We start from the raw sequence: 22,051 nt of genomic DNA, 5'->3' as shown, positions 1-22,051 counted from the left end.
GACCAACAAAGACTAACAAAGACCAACAAAGAGTGATCAAGGCAGCTGATTGAGCAGCTGTCTTTTGTTTTGCGCTCTATTGCACTCTAATGTTTAATTTGTTCTCGATCTCAGATTGTTCTTTTAGGCGCAATCATGATATAGTCGAGCCGTATAATATAACCTTAGTATGCAGGAGGTACATATAACGATGACACAACAGAATACAGCGTTTGAAGAACAATTTGGCGGCATTCCTGCGGTATGGCTGCGCTTTGGTTCATTTGAAGCAGCGGTGATTCCAAGCGTTGGCGCGAACCTGGTGGCATTTCGGGATACGGAAAAAGGATACAGCTACCTGCGCGAGCCGGATCAGGATCAGATGGATGAATTTATGGCGGCTCCAGCCGTATATGGTATTCCGGTTCTATCCCCGCCAAACCGGTATGAGGATGGTCGTTTCCCTTGGAATGGCAAAGTCTATCAACTGCCGATTAATGAACCTGCGACAGGCAACCATTTGCACGGATTTTTGCATGATGTGGCTTGGACGGTGGAAGGTTATGGATCCAATGATCAGGAGAGTTATGTCACGCTCAGCCAAAGTATTGGAGAAGGGCATGCTTTTTACAAATATTTGCCGTTTACATTCAGTGTAACGCTTCGTTACTCCTTGAGCAGTCATGGTCTGCAACAACAGCTGATCGTGAACAATACGGGCACAGAATATATGCCGAACCTGTTTGCTTTCCATACGGCGATCAAAGTTCCTTTTGCACCGGACAGTCAGTCTTCGGATTATACAGCGAAAGTGACCATTGGTCAGCGGCGTGAATTAAACGAACGTTCCCTGCCAACGGGAGAATTTCAACCGCTTACACCGGAAGAAGAGCAGCTCAAACAGGGTGGAGTCAGTCCGTTTTTTGCAGCTATGGATAACCACTATACCGCGGAGCCGCAAAATGGCCGTAACTATATGGAATTAACGGATCACCGCACAGGAGACAAGTTGGTATACGATGTGGGTACATCCTATAAACATTGGATGATCTGGAATAATAATGCCTGCAATGAATTTTTCTGTCCGGAACCACAGATGAATCTGGTCAATGCCCCGAATGTAGAAGGGATTTCTGCGGAAGAGATGGGACTTGTCGGCCTGCAGCCAGGTGAATTGTTTGAACAGACGAGCCGTTTATATCCGATTTCTGCTCATAAATAGACGGTGACCGATTGAACCCAGTCATAGTCAGTTTGTTTTGCACTACGCTTACAATTTTGTCGAAAAGGTGAAAACCTGCTCGTAAATCATGTATAATATGACGAGATACACAAGCTTTGTAGAGACCCAGACCAACATTTTGGAGGAGGACAAGCAAGTGGAATACCGCATTGAGAGAGATACGTTAGGCGAAATGAAAGTACCAGCTGACAGGCTGTGGGGCGCTCAGACACAGCGCAGTAAGGAGAATTTCCCGATTGGACGCGAGCATATGCCCATGGAATTGGTGCGTGCTCTCGCCATTTTGAAGAAAAGTGCTGCAGCCAGTAACCATAAATTAGGAAAATTATCAGCGGCAAAGGCAGATGCGATTGCTTATGCGGCAGACGAGATCATAGCAGGACGTATCGACGATCACTTCCCATTAGTTGTATGGCAAACGGGCAGTGGTACACAATCCAACATGAACGTGAACGAAGTCATTGCCAATCTGGGTAACCAGTTGCTGGAGCAAAAGGGCAAGGAAGAGCGCCTGCATCCGAATGATGACGTAAATATGTCACAAAGCTCCAACGATACGTTCCCAACGGCATTGCACGTCGCAGGTGTTCTTGCTGTGGAAGATCAGTTGTTGCCAGCGATTGCCGTGTTGAAAGCGACTTTTGCGGAAAAAGTGGAAGCGTTTAAAGATATCATCAAAATTGGACGTACTCACCTTCAAGACGCAACACCAATTACGCTTGGGCAAGAGATTAGTGGCTGGGAGGCCATGCTTGGTAAGAGTGAACGCATGATCCGCGAGAGCGTAGAGTATATGAAGGAGCTTGCGATTGGTGGTACGGCTGTAGGAACGGGAATCAACGCACACCCTGACTTTGGTGATCTTACTGCCAAGGAGATCGGTAAACATACAGGCAAAGATTTCGTATCTGCGCCGAACAAATTCCACGCCCTGACCAGCCATGACGAAGTTGTATATGCTCACGGTGCAGTAAAAGCGCTTGCAGCAGATATGATGAAAATTGCCAATGACGTACGCTGGCTCGCAAGCGGTCCACGCAGCGGTCTCGGTGAGATTCGCATCCCTGAGAACGAGCCGGGCAGCTCGATTATGCCAGGTAAAGTGAACCCTACACAGAGCGAAGCGATCACGATGGTTGTGACACAAGTGATGGGTAACGATGCGGCGATTGGGTTCGCGGCGAGCCAAGGTAATTTTGAACTGAACGTATTCAAACCTGTCATCATCTATAACTTCCTGCAGTCTGTACAGTTGCTTGCTGACTCCATCGTAGCATTTAATGACAAATGTGCTGTGGGTATTGAGCCGAACCTGGATCAGATCAAACACAATCTGGATAACTCGCTTATGCTGGTCACTGCACTCAATCCTCATATTGGATATGAGAATGCAGCTAAAATTGCAAAGCTTGCACACAAAGAAGGTTTGTCCCTGAAGGAAGCTGCGTTACAAACCGGACTTCTTACAGAGGAACAATTCGATCAATATGTAGACCCGGCTAAAATGATTGCACCAAAGGCCTAAACCGATTTTAGACTCTTTTGTGTGTTCATAATAATATCTATGAATAAAGTCCCGGAAAAGCGGCCTGCAAAGCAGGTCGTTTTTCTTATGTAATCGCATATTTTGCTTGTCAGATGATATCTATACATATAAAATACTAATGCAACAGATTTCATGCAATGATTCAGCATTCGTCTATATTTGGAGGGTTCCACGTTGTCTAAAACGAGAAGATTTACGATACGCTCCAAAATTGTATTGGGCTATCTTGTGGTTGTGCTCTTATTTGGTGTAGTACTACTAATCCTTTCGGCCCAAATCGATGTGTTGCAAAAGGAAAATGATTTTATTAGTCATCATGATCTGGATGTACATAATCTGACCAACGCGATTGAGAAAAACGTACTGGATATGGAAACAGGACAGCGAGGGTTCATGCTTACTGGAAAGGAAAGTTACCTAGAGCCTTATGATCAAGGTCTTTCCGAATGGAATACAAATTACGATCAGTTATACGCACTGATCAGTGATAATCCGGCACAACAGCAAAGCTTGCAAAATATTAAATCCCATATTAACCGTTGGATTGAAATTGCCGGTGAACGTTCCGTTCAGCTCAAGAAAGAAGGGGATCAGGATAAGGTTCTCGCTTTTTTTCAGTCCGATCCGGGGAAAACGGAAATAGATCTGCTTCGCTCCCAGCTGGCTACCTTCCGCAACACCGAAATTTTGCTAACAGAAGCAAGGGTGACGGACTTGGCTAACCGTAGCTCTACTTTGCTGACAATCATGTATACCCTGTGGAGTCTGATTGCAGCGTTGTCTATTGCCGCAGCTTTTATTGTTTCTGGCAACATCGTGAGAACACTTCAAGAGGTGAAGCAAACGATCAGCGAAATTTCTAAAGGAGGCAACTTGAAGCAACGTATACGTGTACGAACAAGAGATGAAGTGGCTGATCTTGCACATGAAGCCAATCAACTACTGGATGAAGTACAGGAGCAAAACCGGGTGAAGGACCAACTTAAAAGCGTTGCTACTCTTTTTCAAAACCCTAACACTTTAGAAGGTTTGTCACGCTTGTTCCTGAGTGAGCTTGCGACAATGCTAGAGATTCCGTATAGCGTGTTGTATCATTGGAAAGACAATCGGTTATTTCGCTCGGCAGCCTATGCAGGAGATGGGGAGAAGGAAAGCTCGCTTGGGAAAATATCACTTGCACCTGGTGAAGGGTTAGTTGGTCAAAGTGCGATTGAGCAGCGGGTGCTACGGATGAATGATTTACCGCAGAATTACATTCGAATTTCGTCCGGTCTGGGCCATGCTTCAGCGAGTTCGCTTACCGTTGTACCCATCCTGTTTGAAGGAAAGACCGTTGCGGTCGTAGAACTCGCTTCAATGAAGCCATTAACCGACAAGGCCATGGAATTGATCAAGGAATTAACAGTCATTTTCGCTGTTTCGCTTCACTCCACTGTCACTCGGATGGAACTCCAGCATCTTTACGATGAGTCACAGGTACTGAACGAAGAGTTACAAGCACAATCCGAGAAACTACAGCTTCAAACGGAAGAGATGCAATCTCAGACAGAAGAATTGCAGATGCAGACGGAAGAGTTAACCATGTTGAATGAACGATTGGAGAATCAGAAGGGAACGGCGGAGAATGCAGCCCAGGAACTTGCAGAAGCTGCTCATCAGTTGCGAATCAGTTCGGGATACAAATCCGAGTTTCTGGCTAATATGTCGCACGAGCTGCGTACACCTCTGAACAGCATGTTGATTCTCTCCGAGATATTGGCGGAAAACAAACATCATCATTTGAGCAGTGAAGAGCAGAACTATGCAGCTGTCATTCACAGATCGGGTAAAGATTTGCTTAATCTGATTAACGATATTCTTGATCTGTCGAAGGTTGAGGCTGGACAGATGGAAGTGGAATTTGATGATGTCTATCTCGATACGTTACCCGAAGTAATGAATCAGTATTTCTTGAAAACGGCCGAACAGAAAAAAATAGATTTCCGTATTCAGCTGCAAAGTCCACTTCCGGCTACGATCGAAACAGACGAGATGCGGATGCATCAGATTCTTAGAAATCTGCTCTCTAATGCGTTCAAGTTCACCAGCGAAGGCGAAGTGGCGCTGACCATTTCTCAGCTGCGCCTGATTGACCCGGAACACGCCGATCAGGAAACCGAAGTTATTGCTTTTTCCGTTAGTGATACGGGAATTGGAATTGCGGAGGATAAACTGCTCCAGATCTTCGAGGCATTCAAACAGGCTGATGGGGCAACGGCACGTAAATATGGAGGTACGGGACTAGGGCTATCCATCTCTCAATCCCTGGCTTCATTGCTTGGTGGTTCAATCTCGGCAACGAGCCGGTTGGGCCAAGGCAGTGTGTTCACGCTGTTTCTTCCTGTGAGTAGAAAAGACAAAATCATGCAGGAGGGACAAAGCTCCAGACTTTTCATAAATGAAGTAGCAGGAACTGTGTTGCAGGAAGGCGATCACCCTTCATCGCCTCAGTCACAGATGGATATGAAAAATATGGAGATCTTACTTACACCGCTGGAGGAATCTTTATTTAACGGCCGTCACATTCTGGTGGTGGATGATGATATCCGTAACGTTTACGCGCTCGCGAATGCTTTGGAACAGTATGGCATGCATGTGATCTCTGCCCAAAATGGAACGGAATGTCTGGACTTGCTGGAGCATGGAGATCTTAAACCGGATATCATTCTGATGGATATTATGATGCCGGAACTGGATGGTTACGAAACAACTCGTCATGTTCGGGAGCGTCTCGGTCTGACRGAAATCCCCATCATAGCACTCACAGCCAAAGCGATGAAAGAAGATCGAGAGAAATGTATCGCGGCTGGAGCTAACGACTATCTCAGCAAACCGCTGAATATTAAAGATGTATTATCCCGTATGAAATTATGGATGAATCACGTACAGCTGGAGATTTGATATGATCAGCTTGTTCATCTTTATATTTAAAGATAGGATGCATGTGTAAAACTTGTCGAACCTATGCCCGTGGCAGCATGATGATGCTGTTATCGGGGGCATAGGTTTATTTTTTTCTCATGTAAGCTTCTTCTCGAGAAATGATGTTATAATACTTAACAAGTAATTGGATTATTCTACTATTTTAATTTAAATTTTGGGCGTTTGAGGAGAAGAAAGCCGTTATAAACTATTTTTATTACATGAAAAGTCAATGATATGGGAGGTCATGTCCATGCAACTTACCGTTAAAGAAGCTTTGCAGGTATACCCGTTGTCTGAAGCCAAACTGATTGCAGGCCGGGATGGTACGTCACGGATGATGAAGTCTGTCAACGTCATGGACGCTCCTGATATCACAGATTGGATTAAATCTGGAGATATGCTGTTTACGACCGCTTTTATGATAAAAGATAGTGAGACAGATGCGCTTCGATTAATGCAACGTTTGAATGAACGTGGATGTGCAGGACTTGGCATCAAGCTGGGACGATTCTGGGAATCGATTCCCGAAGGTATAGTAGAGGAAGCGGATCGACTTCGGCTACCACTTTTGGAGCTTCCGTTCCAATTCACTTTCTCAGACCAGATGAACGCCTTGTTCAAAGTGGAACATGAACGTAGTCATCGGTTACTTCATGAAGTCGTGCAAAAACAAAAAAAGCTGATGCAGTTTGCATTACAACAGCAGCAACATCACAATGTATTTGCAGAAATGTCCACAACCCTCAACTATTCGATTGCCGTTATTGGTTCGCGCGGACATGTACTTTATGCAAACGATGATGTAATGTCGGACCATGGAGTTATGCAAGGGTGGCCCTGGAAATCAGTCATGCAACGGGTGAAGTGGAACCAAGGGAGCTGTTACCGTGTTCCGATCAAACAAAAGGACGAGGAGTACGGCTTCTTGCTGGTATATACGGATTCAGCTTTGTCTCTGCGAGCAGAGGAAGAACTGTTTCAGCAGGCTGCAGATGTACTCGCCTTTTACATGGATATGACTTACCGTGAGCATATCAACCCAACAGTTCAGGATGAAATGCGAACACTGCTTACCCAGTACATGGATCAGAAATTGACGATGCAAGAGCTCTTGACTTATAGCGAAAATAAAGGAGTGCACCTGTTACAAGGAACTTATCAGTGTGTGCTAACTACGCTGGAGCCCAATGTCTTCGCTGAGGGTAAACTACTCAAACAGATTCATCGTGAATTGCAGTACAATCCGCTAATGCAATTTGCTACTTCCCAGCATTTTCAGATGAATGAGGGTATCCTATCCATTTACAGTTGTCCGACGGGGCGGGATTATGGGGAGGAGTTATCCGCATTTCTCATCCATCGATTTGACGATGTGTTTGCAGCCCAAGAAGCCAAGGGAGCACCTGGGCCTCGTTTCTGGATTAGTAAAATGAAACATGAGCCGATATCACTGCGTGAAGCATATCATGAGTGCCTGGATACTCGTCAGCTGGCTCACAGGTTCGGCATGAAGGATCGAGCATTGCAATTTGAGATGTTGGAATTCGCTTATGTATTTCAGCATGTGCCGGAACAAATTATGGAGAATTACTGCAATAAAGTGCTCGAACCTTTACTTGCCAGAGATGGTGACCCTAATCAGGTACTTATGAGTACCCTGGAGTCTTTTATTGAAAATGACGGATTAATTAATGAAGCAGCCAAACAGCTTTATGTGCATCGTAATACGGTAACCTACCGTATGGAAAAGATCAGCAGTCTGCTACAAATGGACTTCAAGAAGTCAAATGATCTGCTCAAATTAAAGCTGGTCTTCACATTTCGTAAATTCGTGAGGGATGATAAAGATAGAACATCTGTTAGACATCGAATGTAATAACTTTTCCTCATGATGCTCTTAATGTGAGTGATACGCTGGATGATAAATTATACAGCTTTATGTTAAGTAAACAAACCGTACTTCCCTATCGGAAGTACGGTTTGTTTACGTCAGGGACAATTAGTTGAGAAAGATTCCGTGCACGAATAACAATTCACTCGCTATGTGTTATGTTATGTAACAAAATCACGTGAATATTATTGTCACAATAGAGGTTGATGAATAAAATAAGGAACAATAATCAATCAGAGACCGGAGGTTTTAACATGGATGATCTTATACATCACGTTAACAGCTGGTCTGATACACAGTTTGTGCAGACATTTGGCACTTTGTTCGAAGAATCAGCTTGGGTTGCAGAGCGTTCTGCTGTGTTAAGACCTTTTAGTTCATTGGAAGAGATGATGCAGGTTATGACACAACAAGTTCTTGCTTCGAAGTATGAAGAGAAGCTGCAGCTGCTGCGCAAGCACCCGGACTTGGGCGCACGAATCAGCATGAGCAGTAATTCGGTTCAGGAGCAGGCTGGAGCCGGTCTGGATTCTCTCTCGCCCGAACAATACAAGGATCTCAAACAGTTAAACGGAGAATATATAACTCAATTTGGCTTTCCATTCATCTTGGCGGTTAAGGGTCATACAGCCGAATCCATTCTGGAATCCATACGACATCGACGTGGGAGAAGTCCTCAGGAGGAATTCGAGACGGCATTAAATGAAGTGTTCAAGATAGCCGCCATACGATTGCGACAATGGTATGCGCTGGCAAGGGACGGATCTTAAGAATGATGACGAGAGAAGGTAGAAGGTGATGGTGTCTGATGCAACTGAATGCCGGCCGAATTACTACGCATGTTCTGGATACATCCATAGGTGTACCTGCCGCAGGAGTACGAATTGAACTATATACAGTAAAAAGGTTAGGAAACGACGAGGAACGTATAAGCAAGGTGAAGGAATCACTAACAAATCCGGATGGACGTCTGGACGCACCGTTGCTTCCGGAAGGGGAGCTTGAAGAAGGCGAATATGAACTGCGATTCCATGTGGATCAATATTTTGCACAAGCTCAAGCGGAGACGACACATGTTTTGTGGACGGTAGTACCTATTCGTTTTGCCGTAAAAGATACCGGGAGTCATTATCATATCCCTTTATTGATTGCACCAGGGGGATACAGCACATACCGGGGGAGCTGAATACAAGACAGAACGGGATAGGGGAGATTGAGATGGGAACGATTCTTCTCAAAGGCGCACAGCTCGTCACAATGAATGCAGAAGAGGATGTATTTACGGGAGACTTGCTCATTGAAGATAACAAGATCAAAGAAATTGCATTGCACGTCGATGAAACGTTAGCAGATCAAGTCATTGATGCGCGAGGAAAAGTGTTGCTGCCCGGCTTTATTCAGACTCATATTCATCTGTGCCAGACATTGTTTCGCGGACGTGCGGACGACATGGAACTGATGGATTGGCTGCGTAAACGCATCTGGCCGCTGGAGGCGGCACATGATGAAGAATCCGTATATTATTCCGCGATGCTCGGATTAGGTGAATTGATCTCCAGCGGTACAACGACGATTCTGGATATGGAGACCGTGCATCATACGGAATCCGCTTTTCAAGCGATGGCACAGAGTGGCATGCGGGTGATTTCAGGCAAAGTGATGATGGATCATGGGGATGAGGTTCCTGAACCTCTGCGCGAAAATACGGCGGATTCACTGCAACAAAGTGTTGATTTGCTGGAAAAATGGAACGGTTTTGGCGGGGGGCGCATTCAATATGCTTTCTGTCCACGGTTTGTTGTCTCCTGTACGGAGCAATTGCTGGTGGAAGTGCGTGACCTCTCCAATAAATATCATGTCAAGGTGCATACCCATGCTTCCGAGAATCGTGGAGAGATTGAACTGGTAGAACACGAACGGGGCATGCGCAACATCGTCTATCTTGATCACATCGGCCTGGCTACCCCCAGACTGGTTCTTGCACATTGTGTGTGGTTGAGTGAAGAGGAAAAGGAGATTATTCGTAAACGTGGTGTCAAAGTAACTCATTGTCCCGGTTCCAATATGAAACTTTCCTCCGGGATAGCGGACATCCCCGACCTGTTGAACCGACAGATCGCAGTGGGAATCGGGGCAGATGGCGCGCCTTGTAATAATAATCTGGATATGTTCCAGGAAATGCGTATGACCGCTCTGATTCAGAAGGTGCCACATGGGCCTACGGTGATGGATGCCAGAACCGTGCTACATATGGCAACGATGGGAGGTGCGGAAGTGCTGGGCATGTCGAGAGAAATCGGCAGTCTTGAAGTTGGCAAAAAGGCAGATATGATCCTGCTGGATCTCGATGATTTCCACACTTACCCATCCTATGAGACCGATATTTACTCCCGTGTGGTTTATTCCGCAACCCGAAGCTGTGTGGATACGGTTATTATCGATGGCAGCATTGTATTGAGTAATCGCAAGATCCAGACCATTGACCGTAGTATCGTACTGAGAGAGTCAGATAAAAGCATTGCTCGCCTAATGAAACGAATGTAAAGGAATGCAGTAGTACACCGACTATACTGACCATTAATTTATCAATTATGGAGACGTCAAAGGTTGAAGGTCGAAAGGTGGGGCTCAGATGGATATGCATGATCTGTGTGCTATTGCGGTTCGGGGATGTCGGAGCGTGCTTGCTACCGCGATCAAAGTGGAGGGTCATGCTTACCGTAAACAAGGCGTCTCCATGCTGATCACTGAGGATGGCAGGATGTACGGCAGTATCAGCCCGGGCTGTCTGGAGAGTGATTTGCAAGCTCGGGTAAGCCGGGTGCTGGAGACGCAGCAACTGGATCTGGCCACCTACGATATGCGGCCTGAAGATGACTTCTCTTGGGGAGAAACGATCGGTTGTGGTGGCCTGGTTATAGTGTTGCTGGAGCCTGTCTGCGGGGAGTTACAGTACATTATGCAACAGATGAAGCAGTGTTTTGATGCGGGTTCAGCAATTACCCTTATCCGATCATTTGATGAAGGTTACAGTGAGGTTACGTATGAATGGTTTGGAATAGAGGCAGGGCAAGAGCACTTTTCGATACTGAAGGAACAACCTGATTTTTTGGAAAATGAGTTGTCAAATCTTCAGTTTCCCAAGGTTGAGGCGAATCCGTGGGATCTCCCCCCACATATCACATCGCTTTACATGCCCAAACCACGTTTGATTATCGTTGGCGCCGGTAATGATGCCTTGCCTGTTGCCAGATTGTCTAAGTCTGCTGGATTCCATGTGGTCATCACTGACTGGCGAGATACCTTCTGTACACCTGAACGATTTCCTGAAACAGAGCTGGTACAGGGGTTTCCCCAGGAGGTTTTTCCAAACCTAAACATTAAGGAGCAGGATTATCTTATCCTGATGAGCCATCAATTCCCGCGGGAACGCGAAATGTTAGAACTGCTCGTGGGCAGCAAATACGCGTATCTCGGCATTATGGGTTCACGTACCCGAACGTCTCGTTTACTCGACGGTTTGCCGCCACTAGATCATGTGCATAGTCCGGTTGGTTTGTCCATCGATGCAGACGGGCCGGAGGAGATCGCGATCAGCATTGTTGCTGAACTGATTGCATGCAGACGGCAAATGAATACGACTGGGAATTCCACATTGATGGTCGAAAAAGGGAGCGGAGTTTATGCAAACGACCGGTATCGTTCTGGCGGCGGGGAAGAGCAGAAGGCTAGGACGAGATAAACTCTCTGTCATCATGCCGGATGGAAGAGCGCTGGCTGCTTGGACACTGGAAGCCGCCCTGAACTCATGTTTGGATCAGGTTGTCTGTGTAGTCAGGCCAGAGGACGGCCTTGAATGGTTGCCCTTAGAGAGACTTCAGGCATCTGCTTACACGTATAATCCCGAATCCCGATTACGTATTGCATTATGCAGAGATTATGCTGGCGGAATGGCGAACTCTCTTCATTGCGGTATATTAACAGCCATGGAGTATAGGCCGAAAGGCATTCTGATCCTGATGGCAGATCAGCCTCTTATAACAACAGATGAGATCAATCGTATCCCTGCGGTATTGGGTCTTAACCCAATGTGTGATTATGCTGCGGGCACGGACGATGAGGGAGGTAAACCGCCGGTTGCTTTTCGCTCCCATATGTTCGGTCCGTTATTGTCCCTGCATGGAGACGAAGGAGCACGTAAATTGCTTCGTAACCCTAAATATCAAGGTGTACATGTACCTTTACCCCAAGAGAGCTTCTGGGATGCTGACACAGAGCCGCAATTGCAACGGATTTTGGATTATGCAGAAGAGCGGATGTGGAGGGAAGCCTGATATTAACGCCATGAGTCGGTTTGGGAGACAACCCAGAACCCTCGAGGAAAAGAGAAAGAATAAAGGAGGGGGAGCCATGGTTAAGCCGGGGTACGGCTCTGGTGCACAGCCCTCTGTGTGGCAACCAGATAGTCTGCAAGAACTGCAAATCATTCGAGAACAGCTTGAAGGAACTTGGTGTTACGCGGCAGGAGGAACGTTGTTACGAACCCAGTGGGAATCAGAAGTGAAAGTTCCACCTGAACATCTGGTTAGTTTGTCCCGTATTCCCGAGATGAGCGGAATATCTGTTCATGAAGATGAGATTGTGATCGGAGCCATGACCCGTTTAAAGGAATGTGTAACAGATCCTTTGCTTCAGCGGCTTCCTATTTTGCACGAGTCAGTGTTGACTATTGCCGCTCCTTCTGTACGAAACCTGGCGACCATCGGTGGAAATGTCGCATCAGCTGTCGGGGATTCATTACCGGCTCTGCTAGTCTATGATGCGGAGCTACACTGGCTGACCTGCAATGGCATGGAGACTCAAAATGTGAGGTCATGGCTACTAGATGGACGGGATAGAAGGCTGAATGCAGAAGATGTATTGGTCTCCATTCATATTCCGTGCAGACATGCAAAAGGAGACCTGACGTCTTGTGATTCTGAACAAGGCATTTACGAGTCCGATCAACCAATCACGGAACGAAGCCAGCAAATATTCTTTTACCGTAAATTAGGCCGCAGAGAGGCGTTTACTGCCTCGCTTGTTACCGTAGCTTTACTCGGGGAGATTAGCCCGGATGATGGGCAATGGACCCGGATAGCCATTGCTGCGGGTGGTGGCTCCGGTATAGCGGTGAGACTGACTGAGACGGAGCAATGGATTCGAACAGCTAAAGCAGATGCTGCTCAAGCTGCCGGGCTTGCCGCCCATGTTGCTGGCGAATTTGCTTCCTATACGGATGCTTTTGCAACCGAAACTTACAGGAGACAGGCAGCGGGAAATTTACTTGGAGCCGGTCTATGGCAGGCTTTTCAATCCATGGTTATCTAGGATGCCGAGACAAGAGCAGTATCTATGTCGTTATCATCAAGGCATCTAGGGAATCAACGATTCGAGGTTCGGAAAAAGGAGCAATGGAAGGTGGGGAGACATCATGCTGATTAACCGGGAACAGAGCGGAAAACGCTGGCACCTGCGGCCGGATGGCCCTCCAAAGGTAACGGGGCAACTGCAGTATCTGACCGATATGGCCTTGCCTGACATGATCTACGGAAAAGTGTTGCGAAGTGCTTACCCCCATGCGCGGCTACTGTCCGTTGATACATCGGAAGCGGAGGCGATGGAGGGTGTATATGCGGTGTTAACGGCTAAGGATGTCCCTGGGCTTAACCGATTCGGGATTGCGACACCCGATCAACCCGTGTTCTGTGAGGATGTTGTTCGCTATGTTGGTGATGCGATTGCTGCTGTTGCGGCCGTTTCACCCGAACGTGCCTTACTTGCCTTGGGAGCTATCCGGGTGCAGTATGATGAGCTTGAACCGTTGGATAGCACGGATGCTGCACTGGCTCCGGGGGCACCGGAGCTTCATCCGCATGGACCAGGTAATGTGTTGCATCGTACGGAGATCAAACGTGGAGATGCAGAGCAAGCTTTTGAGACATGTGATTATATTGTAACGGAGACCTATTATACCCCGAGACAAATGCATGCATATATGGAGACAGAAGGTGGCCTGTTTGTGCCGGATGAGGAGGGGCGTCTTCATGTCTATGCGGCAACGCAGCATGGGTATAAGGATCGTATGCAACTCGCACGTATTATTGGTTGTCCGGAAGAACATATTCGAGTAGTCTCTTCACCCATTGGTGGGTCGTTTGGCGGGAAGGATGAACTGAACGTACAACCTTACGGTGCGCTGCTTGCGTTGAAATGCGGCCGTCCTGTCAAGATGCACAACTCGCGTAAAGAGTCGGTACGGGCAGGATTAAAACGCCATCCGATGAAGATCGAGATGAAGACTGGCATCAGCCGTGAGGGCATTTTGCAGGCGCATTGGGTTCGTATTACGGCAGATACCGGTGCTTATGCTACTCTTGGGGCACCCGTATTAAACTTCTGTACTGAGCATTGTATGGGGCCGTATTTGATTCCGCATGTGGATGTAGAAGGGGTATCTGTATATACGAATAATGGATTATCAGGCGAGTTTCGCGGTTTTGGAGGGAATCAGGCGATCTTTGCGATGGAGGGTCAGATGGATCGTCTGGCACAGCTGGTGGATATGGACCCTTGGGAGTTACGCAGGCGTAATTTGCGGCAGAAATATGATCCAGGCCCTTTGAACCAGCGCATCCTGCCCACGGATGGACTATCTCAAGTATGGGAGGCGCTGGACCGCTCCGAATTATGGCAAAAGCATCTTCATCCCAAAGCTGACCCAGAACGTCCTCCGTGGATTAAACACGGAGTCGGTGCGGCCATCGCAATGCATGGCGCCGGGCTTGGATACGGCATTCCAGACCCTGCAGGCGGACGCTTGTCTCTGAATGCTGAGGGTAAGATTGAAGTGGCTTTTAGTTACGAGGAATTTGGGCAAGGTCTTGTAGCCACACTGGAGATTATGCTCTGTGATCTGTTCCAGTGCCAACCATCGGATCTGAGCATTGTTATTGGGGATACAGATCGCGTGCCTCATAGCGGCTCCAGTACGGCATCCCGTTCCACCACGATGGCTTGGATGGCCTTGCAGCGCCTGCAGCATGGTTTCCGTTCCAAGCTGCTTGATGTTGCTTCAGAAATTACAGGTATCTCGGCCGCGAAGCTGGTGACAGGGCCAGGGGGAGTATGGATAAAGACAGAGGAATCTGTATCAGCCTCTTCCTGCCCAGTCGTTTCCTATGGTGAGCTTGTGAAGCAGGGAGAAGCGCAGGAGTGGATTTTTGATACCAGCTTTCATTATCCCACCACGCCGGACGATGTTATGGGGGGGCATTACCTCTATACGTATGCCGCGGTGGTTGCAGAGGTAGAGGTCAATACACTGACCGGCGAAACCAAACTGCTGGATACACGGCATATTGTGGCTGCAGGGCCGGTAATCAATCCGATGGGGTATGTAGGTCAAATTGAGGGCGGCAGTGTAATGGCGCTTGGATTTACGTTAACCGAGGATGCCGTCATGCAGCATAGTCGTTATGTTACGACCAATTTGGACACCTATTTGATTCCAACGATTAAGGATATCCATTCGCAGCTGGAGGTGGAGGCGATTGAAGATTTACCTGAAGGAGATGCATTCGGGCCGAGAGGCATTGGCGAGATTGGTTCCGTTGCGCTTGCACCAGCTATTACAGCGGCGATTCATCAGGCAACAGGTGTATGGGTTAACCAGCTTCCCGTGCAGCGTGAGCAGCTTAGCACGGCATTGAATTTTCTTTTGCCAGAAGGAGTGAAGCCATCATGATCAACCAACCCCTCAAACAGGAATGGAGCGCTGTGGTGAATGGACAGTCAACACAACTCATCGTTTCCCCTGGAACCCGACTTGTCGATATTCTGCGGAATCAATTACAGCTAACCGGAACCAAGGTGTCCTGTGAGGTTGGACGCTGCGGTGCATGTATGATCCTTATGAATGGAGAGCCGGTCAATGCCTGTCTCGTTATGGCTTATCAATGTGAGGGCAGTGAGATCACGACAATTGAAGGACTTCATGGTGAGAAAAAGGGAGAGCTTCACCCGATTCAACAAGCCTTCGTGGAAGAAGGAGGATTCCAGTGTGGATACTGCACCCCGGGTATGATCATTTCCACCAAGGCTTTACTGAACGAGTGTGCAAATCCTTCGCAGGAACAGATTGAATCGGGGTTATGCGGCAATCTCTGTCGTTGTACAGGATACGGCGGGATTATACGTGCGGTAAACAGGGCAAGTGAGCGTTGCGGAGCTAAAGTTATGAATGAAATCCCGGTGAAAGAACAAGTTAGCAACGCAGCAGTCAACATTTTTAAAACAGATATGGCGGAAACCTGAATATCCGAAGCAGAAACAAAACTTAGTTTTTTCACTAAATAGTGGTAATATTAAAAATAATAGAGAATTCTCTGCGAGTGGAGATAAAGCTCTGCCCGTAGAAAGTTCTTATTTTTTTGTGGGGTGATTATACGGGATGTACCAAGCAACTATAACATTTGAAATGATTAAGGCAAAAAAAGCAAGTAACGTGAGGGTTATGGTTATTTACCCGAACAATACGATCGAATATCATGACGTTTCTTCATCTGATGCAAATTACCGTTTGAATATAACGAAAAACGTAGAAGAGCTCGCTTTGGACAAAAGCAATGACACTTCACCGGAATTCATGATTACTTGGATGTCAGGAAATAAGAAAAAAATTCAGTATGTTTATTCAAGTGTCAGATGAATAAAGAGGTTAGATACATAAGGATGCATAAAGTGTGAAAAAAACAAATTAATTCAAAAAAATTAAGCGTTTTCGGAATGTTGGTTTGTGAATTTTTCTTGTGACAGAGTGATTATATTCTCTTGATAAACATAGATAAACTTGTTCAAAATAACCATATATTTACAACTTTATCTATTCATGATATGTTTAAGTGTGAAAGCGCCATCAAGATTGGAATTATGCACATTTCGCTCTCACATTTTATATGGAAAGGGAGATGGAAATGAAGTTCGGAATGAAGATGGGAACGAAGAATGGATGGAGGATTAGTGTTCAAAAGATACTCGCCGTGATGTTAGCATGTGTGATGTTGATTGGCGTGCTGACCGTTCCTGCACCTGCGCAAGCGAATGCGAATGCCCCGCTGTTGACCATTGAGGGCGAAGATGCAGAGCTAACCTCAGACTTGCAAGTGGTTAACCAAATTTACGGACAACCTAAACCCGGCTATTCGGGCAGCGGGTTTGTTTGGATGCAGGGCTCAGGTACGATCACCTTAAACGTGACGGTTCCCGAGACAGGAATGTACAGCATTTCCACCCGCTATATGCAGGAGCTTAGCATGGATGGCAGGCTTCAATACCTGGCGGTAAACGGGGTAACCAAAGGTTCTTACATGCTTCCGTACACGACGACATGGTCGGACTATGATTTTGGTTATCACAAATTAAACAAGGGTAGCAACAGTATTCAACTGAAGGCTGGCTGGGGATATGCTTATTTTGATACTTTTACGATCGATTATGCCGATCTTGATCCGCTGAATGTGCAGCCTATACTCACGGATTCTCAGGCTACACCGGAAACACAACGATTAATGAACTATTTAACGGAGGTATATGGACATAACATCATTTCGGGTCAACAGGAGATCTATGGAGGAGGGAATGACGGGAATTCAGAGCTGGAGTTTGAATGGATTCATGATTTGACGGGTAAATATCCGGCTATCCGTGGTTTTGATTTTATGAACTACAACCCGCTGTATGGCTGGGAAGATGGTACAACCGATCGCATGATCGACTGGGTGAATAACCGTGGAGGTATTGCAACTGCCTCTTGGCATATCAATGTACCACGTAATTTTAATACGTATCAGCTTGGTGATTTTGTGGATTGGAAAGAGGCGACCTACAAACCGACCGAAACGAATTTTGATACAGCCAAGGCTGTAATCCCGGGTACGAAGGAATATCAATACGTCATGATGACGATAGAGGATTTGGCGGAGCAGCTGCAGATTTTACAGGAAAACAATGTGCCGGTCATTTTCCGTCCGTACCATGAAGCAGAAGGGAACGGAGGATTGAACGGGGAGGGAGCTTGGTTCTGGTGGGCTTCTGCTGGAGCGGATGTGTATAAAAAGCTATGGGATATGATCTATACCGAGCTGACCGAAACATATGACCTGCATAATCTGATCTGGACGTACAACAGCTATGTATACAGTACTTCTCCATCTTGGTATCCTGGGGATGATCAGGTGGATCTGGTGGGATACGATAAATACAACACAATTTACAACCGTTATGATGGATTGTCGGGTGTGCCGAACGAGGATGCGATTAGCTCTATTTTCTATCAGCTGGTGAATCTGACCAATGGCAAGAAGATGGTAGCGATGACAGAGAACGATACGGTTCCAAGTGTGAAGAATCTTACCGAGGAAAAGGCGGGGTGGCTTTACTTCTGTCCATGGTATGGTGAACATCTGATGAGTGATGCATTCAATTATCCGGCCACATTGAAAGCACTCTATCAGAGCGATTACGTGATCACTCTGGATGAGTTACCGGATCTGAAGGGGAATCAGCCGAATCCAGGTGCGGTCATCTCACCCGCAAGTGCCACTTTTGATAAAGAAGCAAGTCATGCACAGAATATCACGATTTCCCTCACCTTGAACGGGCATCAGCTTACACACATTTCACAAAAAGCGGTGAATCTCGTATCCGGGCAGCATTATACGGTATCGGGATCAACGGTGGTGTTAAACCAGTCTTATCTAACAACGTTACCTATAGGTCAGACGAGTCTGACGTTCCATTTTGACGGAGGTAAAGATGCCGTTCTTAAGTTAAATGTCGTGGATAGTTCGGTAGTTGTTGTGCCACCAGACAGTAACTTGACGATCCAGGCCTATAATGGCAATACAAGCGCTTCGACCAACGGGATTGCTCCCAAATTCAAACTTATCAATTCCGGCGAGACCGCCATTAACCTGAGTGATGTAAAGGTTCGGTATTATTACACGGTTGACGGGGAGGAAGCTCAGACCTTTTGGACGGATTGGGCAAGCATTGGAAGTGCTAACGTCACCAGTACGTTCGTCAAGTTGGCGAATCCTGTGGCGGGAGCTGACTATTATGTTGAGCTGGGGTTCACCAGCAGTGCAGGCACGTTGCATCCGGGCGGAAGTGCAGAGATCCAGGCGCGTTTTTCGAAAAACAACTGGACTAATTACAACCAGGCGGATGACTATTCCTTCATGGCAGCGGGAAATCAATATGTGAGCCATAGCAAGGTTACCGGATACGTAAGTAATCAGTTGGTATGGGGAATGGAACCTTAAACCATAAAATGAAACAAGACTGGATCAGTTGGTTGCTCAACGGGTTCAGTCTTGTTTGGTTCTGCTCGAAGAGGAAAATGGAATAAATCAGGGGAAAACAGTTGCTTTAATAGTCATAATTAATATTATGTAAACTTATATTTTTCGATGTCCTTTATAGATTGTGTCTATGGCATTAAGAAAAGATAAAGTCCTGATTAATATTAAAATCGACCCTCTGGTTGGATCAATTCAAGGATGGAAGAATGACCTCAACTACAGTTCGCAAATTCCATTTTATTAGAGCAGTTTAAACCGGATGAATTTTCACGAAAATCGTTTTCGATTCTGCCGGAAGATGTGCAGCTTCTGTTTCTAACTTTTGCTCAAAACGGCATTCTTACTCAGGTTACAGCTTCAGAAGCAAAGCAAGGTGACATAACTTCTTGAACAAGTGATAGGAAGAAAACTACGTTGAAAATTGGAAAAAGTATTAATTTTAGAACGAGTAAAAAGAGTGATGTTCTTACTCTATGCGTGTCTAAAAATAACTAAAAATCAACGAATTAATAAATGGGAAAATTAGCAAATGAGTCGATAAGAGGTTGCTGCTACGCCGTTTATAGATTGATTTGATATGGATTTGCGATAGATTTTCAGATGACCTTCACGGTATGCTGTGAAAAACCAGAAGGGAAGTGGCAACCATGGAACGCGAACTGGCGTTGGAAATTGTGCGAGTAACAGAATTGGCGGCTTTAGCTTCTGCCCCTTGGATGGGAAGAGGCGACAAAAACAGTGCAGATGAAGCGGCTACTTTAGCCATGCGTGCCATGTTCGATTCCGTGTCCATTCGTGGCACGGTCGTGATTGGGGAAGGTGAGATGGATGAAGCCCCAATGTTGTACATCGGTGAAGAGGTAGGAAATGCAGAAGGGCCGGAGGTCGACGTCGCTGTTGATCCTTTGGAAGGCACAGAGATCGTAGCCAAAGGCTTGAACAATGCGCTGTCGGTCATCGCGGTAGCGGGAAAAGGAAATCTGCTCCATGCTCCGGATATGTATATGGAGAAGTTGGCTGTGGGTCCTGCGCTGGTAGGGAAGGTCAGCATTGAAGATCCGGTTGAGGTGACCTTAGAGAAGGCTGCAGTTGCTCTGAACAAAAACATCTCCGATCTCACCGTGATGATTCTGGATCGTGTGCGGCATGAGAGTACGATCAAGACGCTGCGCAAAGTTGGCGTGAGGATCAAGTTCCTTAGTGACGGTGATGTTGCCGGGGCCATGGCTCCAGCATTTCCGGAAGCGGGAATTGATCTGTATGTTGGTTCAGGCGGAGCACCCGAAGGTGTACTGGCTGCTGCAGCCTTATCTTGCCTGGGAGGCGAGATTCAAGGTCGATTGATGCCTGCCAATGCAGATGAATTCCAACGCTGCTTGCAGATGGGAATTGACAATCCTTACAAGGTGTTAACGATGGAAGACATGATCGGTACCGAGGATGTTATTTTTGCCGCAACGGGAGTAACCCCTGGTGAAATCCTTGGCGGTGTGCGTTACCTTGCAGATGATCGAGCCGAGACGGATTCGATTGTCATGCGCGCCAAAACTAAAACGATTCGGTTTATTCGTTCCCAGCATTTCCTGCCTAATAAGGAGGTACTGCATAAGGTTCGTAAACTTCAGGCATCCTCTGAGCCATCAAATCGTACTCGAAAACTGACTAAAGCGATGGAACAGGCCGAATTTAGTCAGTCGACTAAGGAACCAGTCGTAACAACGAATGGATAAGAGAGTTTCTTCTTAATTAATAGAAATCAACTGTGCGCTAAGTTATTGACAAAAAAGAATGAGGAAAAGGTTAATCCTGAATTCCTCATTCTTTTTGTTGTTTTAGCATTGACAACGGTTACATGGCATGAGAAAATGTACGCGCGTACATAAATGGATATTGAAATGGTTTCTAACTTTGCGCATTCATCTGAAGGAGGTGAAAGACATGGCTTCTCGTAGAGAAGTCGCTGAGCTCGCCGGGGTTTCCGAAGCGACGGTATCCAGGGTTTTAAATGGCGTTGGACCGATCAAGGAAGAGACTCGCCGCAGAGTGCTTGAAGCATCCGAGAGATTAGGCTATGTACCCAGTGCACTTGCCCGCAGCTTTGCCAGAAGCAAGAGCGGCAATTTGGGCGTTGTATTGCCTTATGTACCGAAGGCACATCTGTTCTCGGCCTATTTTTTCTCGGAAATGTTAAGTGGTATCGGAAGCAAAGCGAGAGACAACGGCCTTGATCTGCTGGTCATGTTCCAAACCGCAGGTGAGACCATGAATTATACGGATCTTTTTCGCAGACAGAAGATTGATGCCTGTATCATTCTTGGTGCAAGACATGATCAGGATGAGCTGGCAGCCATGCAGCAACTAGATCGGGAAGGCCATCCGTTCTGTGTGTTGAACCAGCATTTTGCAGGCGAATCGTTTACGGAAGTCGATGCCGATCATGTCGAGGGAAGCAGGCTTGCTATAAGCCATCTTGCAGATCAGGGGTATCGCAGAATCGCCTTTTTGAATGGGCCAGACAGCTATTCGAACAGTCAGGATCGGCTGGAGGGCGTGCGATTGGGTCTGCACGAGGCGGGCATGGAGCTGGATCCAAGCTYGCTGTTTGAAGGAAATTACAGCAGGCGGAGCGGAATTGAGGCGGCAGCTATTGTAGCTGAGCGTTTGCATGAGATTGATGCAGTGTTTGCAGCGAATGACCGGATGGCAATTGGCGTGATGCATGGCTTGCGGGAACGAGGGGTACGGACCCAGGATTTCCCGGCGTTCGTTGGTTATGATGACTCCGATGCGGCCGAGATGGCGGTTCCGGCGTTGAGCAGCATCAGGGTTCCCTTTTTCGAGATGGGAGAGCTTGCTGTGTCAAAGTTGGTGCAAGGTTCTAATGGTGCAACGGATGCCCTGGGAGTAAAAGGATATCATTCTCATGTTACTTATGACTCTCCAAGAACGCTGTTGCCCACTGAATTGATTATTCGTGCTTCTTCCAGCCGACATATTTGAGCTTAGCTATTCTATAAAAGTTTTCT

Annotated in this window: 15 protein-coding genes; all 15 read left to right on the top strand. The window is 46.7% G+C overall.

The window, feature by feature from the left end:
• The first annotated feature begins 190 nt into the window (after window positions 1–190).
• The 15 genes from AB4Z30_RS14055 (at window position 191) to AB4Z30_RS13985 (ending at window position 22,025) form a co-directional block, all read left to right on the top strand.
• Complete coding sequence (locus AB4Z30_RS14055; RefSeq protein WP_441927324.1) at window positions 191–1,201, top strand: aldose 1-epimerase; 1,011 nt, start codon at window positions 191–193, stop codon at window positions 1,199–1,201.
• Window positions 1,202–1,358: 157 nt separating this feature from the next.
• Window positions 1,359–2,747 (top strand): class II fumarate hydratase, encoded by a 1,389-nt coding sequence (gene fumC, locus AB4Z30_RS14050; protein ID WP_090924818.1) that lies wholly within the window; start codon window positions 1,359–1,361, stop codon window positions 2,745–2,747.
• A 195-nt stretch (window positions 2,748–2,942) separates the two neighbouring features.
• Window positions 2,943–5,708 carry a CHASE3 domain-containing protein gene (locus AB4Z30_RS14045; RefSeq protein WP_441927321.1) on the top strand — a complete coding sequence of 922 codons (2,766 nt, stop codon included), beginning with the start codon at window positions 2,943–2,945 and terminating at the stop codon, window positions 5,706–5,708.
• 274 nt (window positions 5,709–5,982) lie between these two features.
• Window positions 5,983–7,608, top strand: a complete 1,626-nt coding sequence (locus AB4Z30_RS14040; protein WP_441927319.1) for a PucR family transcriptional regulator — start codon at window positions 5,983–5,985, stop codon at window positions 7,606–7,608.
• Window positions 7,609–7,877: 269 nt separating this feature from the next.
• Window positions 7,878–8,393, top strand: a complete 516-nt coding sequence (gene uraD / locus AB4Z30_RS14035; RefSeq protein ID WP_441927317.1) for a 2-oxo-4-hydroxy-4-carboxy-5-ureidoimidazoline decarboxylase — start codon at window positions 7,878–7,880, stop codon at window positions 8,391–8,393.
• Between the two features lie 38 nt (window positions 8,394–8,431).
• Complete coding sequence (gene uraH / locus AB4Z30_RS14030; protein WP_441927315.1) at window positions 8,432–8,809, top strand: hydroxyisourate hydrolase; 378 nt, start codon at window positions 8,432–8,434, stop codon at window positions 8,807–8,809.
• A gap of 32 nt (window positions 8,810–8,841) precedes the next feature.
• Window positions 8,842–10,167: a 5'-deoxyadenosine deaminase gene (locus AB4Z30_RS14025; RefSeq protein ID WP_441927313.1), complete on the top strand. Its 1,326-nt coding sequence runs from the start codon at window positions 8,842–8,844 to the stop codon at window positions 10,165–10,167.
• Between the two features lie 88 nt (window positions 10,168–10,255).
• On the top strand, window positions 10,256–11,365 hold the full coding sequence (locus tag AB4Z30_RS14020; RefSeq protein WP_441927311.1) for an XdhC family protein: 1,110 nt from the start codon (window positions 10,256–10,258) through the stop codon (window positions 11,363–11,365).
• Window positions 11,307–11,957 (top strand): nucleotidyltransferase family protein, encoded by a 651-nt coding sequence (locus AB4Z30_RS14015; RefSeq protein WP_441927309.1) that lies wholly within the window; start codon window positions 11,307–11,309, stop codon window positions 11,955–11,957. Before AB4Z30_RS14020 ends, AB4Z30_RS14015 begins: the two co-directional genes overlap by 59 nt.
• A gap of 76 nt (window positions 11,958–12,033) precedes the next feature.
• The gene (locus AB4Z30_RS14010; RefSeq protein ID WP_441927307.1) at window positions 12,034–12,993 is read left to right on the top strand and encodes an FAD binding domain-containing protein; all 960 of its coding nucleotides are present in this window, start codon (window positions 12,034–12,036) and stop codon (window positions 12,991–12,993) included.
• 103 nt (window positions 12,994–13,096) lie between these two features.
• On the top strand, window positions 13,097–15,409 hold the full coding sequence (gene pucD / locus AB4Z30_RS14005) for a xanthine dehydrogenase subunit D (protein WP_441927305.1): 2,313 nt from the start codon (window positions 13,097–13,099) through the stop codon (window positions 15,407–15,409).
• Entirely contained in the window at window positions 15,406–15,978 is a 573-nt protein-coding gene (locus AB4Z30_RS14000; protein ID WP_441927303.1) for a (2Fe-2S)-binding protein, read from the top strand. The genes pucD and AB4Z30_RS14000 overlap by 4 nt, the downstream gene beginning before the upstream one ends.
• Before the next feature lie 659 nt (window positions 15,979–16,637).
• A complete protein-coding gene (locus AB4Z30_RS13995) occupies window positions 16,638–18,986 on the top strand; it encodes a glycosyl hydrolase (protein ID WP_441927301.1) in 2,349 nt (782 codons plus the stop codon).
• Window positions 18,987–19,672: 686 nt separating this feature from the next.
• Window positions 19,673–20,755 carry a class II fructose-bisphosphatase gene (gene glpX / locus AB4Z30_RS13990; protein ID WP_441927299.1) on the top strand — a complete coding sequence of 361 codons (1,083 nt, stop codon included), beginning with the start codon at window positions 19,673–19,675 and terminating at the stop codon, window positions 20,753–20,755.
• A 208-nt stretch (window positions 20,756–20,963) separates the two neighbouring features.
• Window positions 20,964–22,025, top strand: a complete 1,062-nt coding sequence (locus AB4Z30_RS13985) for a LacI family DNA-binding transcriptional regulator (protein WP_441927297.1) — start codon at window positions 20,964–20,966, stop codon at window positions 22,023–22,025.
• The last annotated feature ends 26 nt before the right edge of the window (window positions 22,026–22,051 follow it).

The sequence above is a fragment of the Paenibacillus sp. 2TAF8 genome (genome assembly GCF_052114825.1).
Classification (GTDB): Bacteria; Bacillota; Bacilli; order Paenibacillales; family Paenibacillaceae; genus Paenibacillus.
The sequence above is the reverse complement of the archived record's forward strand: the minus strand, read 5'-3'. Positions and strand labels throughout refer to the sequence as shown.

Excerpts from the sequence above, each read along its gene's own strand:
- uraD (WP_441927317.1), top strand. The coding sequence starts at position 7,878 with ATGGATGATCTTATACATCACGTTAACAGCTGGTCTGATACACAGTTT.
- AB4Z30_RS14055 (WP_441927324.1), top strand. The coding sequence starts at position 191 with ATGACACAACAGAATACAGCGTTTGAAGAACAATTTGGCGGCATTCCT.
- AB4Z30_RS14040 (WP_441927319.1), top strand. The coding sequence starts at position 5,983 with ATGCAACTTACCGTTAAAGAAGCTTTGCAGGTATACCCGTTGTCTGAA.
- AB4Z30_RS14025 (WP_441927313.1), top strand. The coding sequence starts at position 8,842 with ATGGGAACGATTCTTCTCAAAGGCGCACAGCTCGTCACAATGAATGCA.
- AB4Z30_RS14010 (WP_441927307.1), top strand. The coding sequence starts at position 12,034 with ATGGTTAAGCCGGGGTACGGCTCTGGTGCACAGCCCTCTGTGTGGCAA.
- AB4Z30_RS14020 (WP_441927311.1), top strand. The coding sequence starts at position 10,256 with ATGGATATGCATGATCTGTGTGCTATTGCGGTTCGGGGATGTCGGAGC.
- uraH (WP_441927315.1), top strand. The coding sequence starts at position 8,432 with ATGCAACTGAATGCCGGCCGAATTACTACGCATGTTCTGGATACATCC.
- pucD (WP_441927305.1), top strand. The coding sequence starts at position 13,097 with ATGCTGATTAACCGGGAACAGAGCGGAAAACGCTGGCACCTGCGGCCG.
- glpX (WP_441927299.1), top strand. The coding sequence starts at position 19,673 with ATGGAACGCGAACTGGCGTTGGAAATTGTGCGAGTAACAGAATTGGCG.
- AB4Z30_RS14015 (WP_441927309.1), top strand. The coding sequence starts at position 11,307 with ATGCAAACGACCGGTATCGTTCTGGCGGCGGGGAAGAGCAGAAGGCTA.
- AB4Z30_RS13995 (WP_441927301.1), top strand. The coding sequence starts at position 16,638 with ATGAAGTTCGGAATGAAGATGGGAACGAAGAATGGATGGAGGATTAGT.
- AB4Z30_RS14000 (WP_441927303.1), top strand. The coding sequence starts at position 15,406 with ATGATCAACCAACCCCTCAAACAGGAATGGAGCGCTGTGGTGAATGGA.